The 1,853-nt window shown below is 72.3% G+C and carries 3 protein-coding genes; all 3 read right to left on the bottom strand.

What is annotated here, in order from left to right; translation table 11 throughout:
* The coding region (locus FXN61_RS49210) for a serine/threonine-protein kinase (RefSeq protein WP_223165918.1) at positions 1–602 on the bottom strand (602 nt) is incomplete at its 3' end.
* Positions 550–1,311, bottom strand: a complete 762-nt coding sequence (locus FXN61_RS49205) for a serine/threonine-protein kinase (RefSeq protein ID WP_167980605.1) — start codon at positions 1,309–1,311, stop codon at positions 550–552. The genes FXN61_RS49210 and FXN61_RS49205, both read right to left, overlap by 53 nt.
* Before the next feature lie 94 nt (positions 1,312–1,405).
* On the bottom strand, positions 1,406–1,853 hold a 448-nt coding region (locus tag FXN61_RS49200), incomplete at its 5' end, for a hypothetical protein (protein WP_223165917.1).

Genomic DNA, 1,853 nt, shown 5'->3' with positions numbered 1-1,853 from the left:
CGGCCTGCCGATGGACGCCGACCTCGTCCGGCCCCGCCCACGCCGCGGTCACCGCAGCCCGCCGCGGCCAGCAGCGCCGCCGTGGTGTGCCGGTCCGCCAGCACCAGATCGCCCTCGGCGAGGGCGGCCCCGATCCTGATCACCGCCGGGTCGGGGGTTTCCGCGACCGGGCTCTCCTTCTCGCCGGCCGCGAGTTCGCGCAGTGCCCGCAGTTGCGCGGCATCGGGCAGCGCGCCCGTTCGGGCGTCGAGGAACGCGTCCGGTTCGGTGTGGGTGCCGACCAGCACGGGAAGCACCTTCACCCCGTGTCTTCGTGCCGCCAGCCGCATGTCCCGCACCGCCGGGTCCGGCCGTTCGGACACGACCGCGACCAGAACTGCCGCGTCCGCAAGGGAATCCGGGTCGGAGGACACCCGCACGGCCAGTCCCGCGTCGAGCATCCGAGCCCTCAGCCGCGCGGTGTAGCTCCGCCCGATCTCACCGCACAGCACCACTTCCGCGCCCACGGTGGAAAGCTCGTCCAGCACGTTGCGCACCGACGGGCGCCGGTCAGGCCGCTTGTCCAGGGCACGTGCCACGAGCTCGCGGACGGTGCCCGGCACGCGGGCGAGGTCGGGGGGTGGGCTGGACGAGGGTGGTTCCCGCGCCGGGGAACGCGGTGCGGCCGGTGGCGGCGTAGTAGACCAGGCAGCCCCAGGAGAAGACGTCCGACGCGGGCGACGCTCTGCCGGTCGCCGCCGGGTCCACGAGTTCGGGCGCGATGTAGGGCAGCGTTCCGACGACGTGGTCGGTGGTGGTCAGCCGGGTGAGGTCGGACAGGTCCGCCGCGATGCCGAAGTCGATCACCATCGCCCGTTCTCCCGTCACCATCACGTTGGACGGCTTGAGATCGCGGTGAACGATCTCCAGTTCGTGGATGTCCATCAGCGCCAGCGCCGTGTCCTGCGCCAGTGCCAGCACGCGATCGCCGGACAGACCGCGGCCCGCGTCGGCGAGGACGGCGAGGCTCGTCCCGTGCACCACCTCGGTCACCACGTACGGAGGATCGAACTCCAGGTCCGCGTCCAGCACCCGCGGGACGTACGGGGACCTGATCGACATCGCGGTCCGGACCTCGCGCGTGAACCTGGCGCGGTACTTGGCGATCGCCGAGTACCCCGGGTTGATCACCTTGATCGCGACCCGCCGGTCGGTGCCGGACCAGGCGGCGAGGTACACGGCGCCCATGCCGCCCGCACCGAGCCTGCCGAGCACCCGGTACGGGCCCAGCCGACGTGGATCACCGGGACCCAGACCGGTCGCCTCGCTCATCCTTCATCCTCTTCAGGAAAGAGCCGATTGGTGGGAGCAGCGTAGGACCGAACGGCCCTGAACTGGGCCTTTGTCAACTTATTGGCCACTGGGCTCATGGCCACCACCGGTGCACGTCGCGCAGCGCGGCCGCGAGCCGTTCGGTCGCGTCCTCTCCTGCGACGGCGACGAGCCTGTTCAGTGCCGCCGCCAGTACCGCCGTGCACGTGGCGCGGCCACCACAGCGCACTGCCCGGCGGAGCAGTCCGGTGAACGCCGCGTCGTCGGACACCACCGCGTCGGCTCGCAGGATCACCGCACAGAGCAGCTTCCGGTCGCCGTACGGCGTGACGGCCAGCGCCTGGCCGAGCTGCACGGCAGTGGACAGGTGGGGGACCAGCGCTGTCAGCGCGGCGGACCGGGAGCGGTCGTCGGTGATGGCTTCCGCGCGGGCCAGCGCGGCCGGGAGGTCTTGCGGGCCAACGGAAGCGCGCTGTCGTCCCGCCCGCAGCCTGGCGGACAGGGTGGTCAGGGTCTCCCGCCAGCCGTGCGTTGCGGTGGGG

It is taken from the genome of Lentzea indica (assembly GCF_012184385.1).
In the GTDB taxonomy this organism is placed as follows: domain Bacteria; phylum Actinomycetota; class Actinomycetes; order Mycobacteriales; family Pseudonocardiaceae; genus Lentzea; species Lentzea indica.
Note: the sequence above shows the minus strand (reverse complement) of the source record. Positions and strands in the feature narration are given on the sequence as shown.

Coding starts and splice junctions, on each gene's coding strand:
- FXN61_RS49205 (WP_167980605.1), bottom strand. CDS start 1,311: ATGAGCGAGGCGACCGGTCTGGGTCCCGGTGATCCACGTCGGCTGGGC.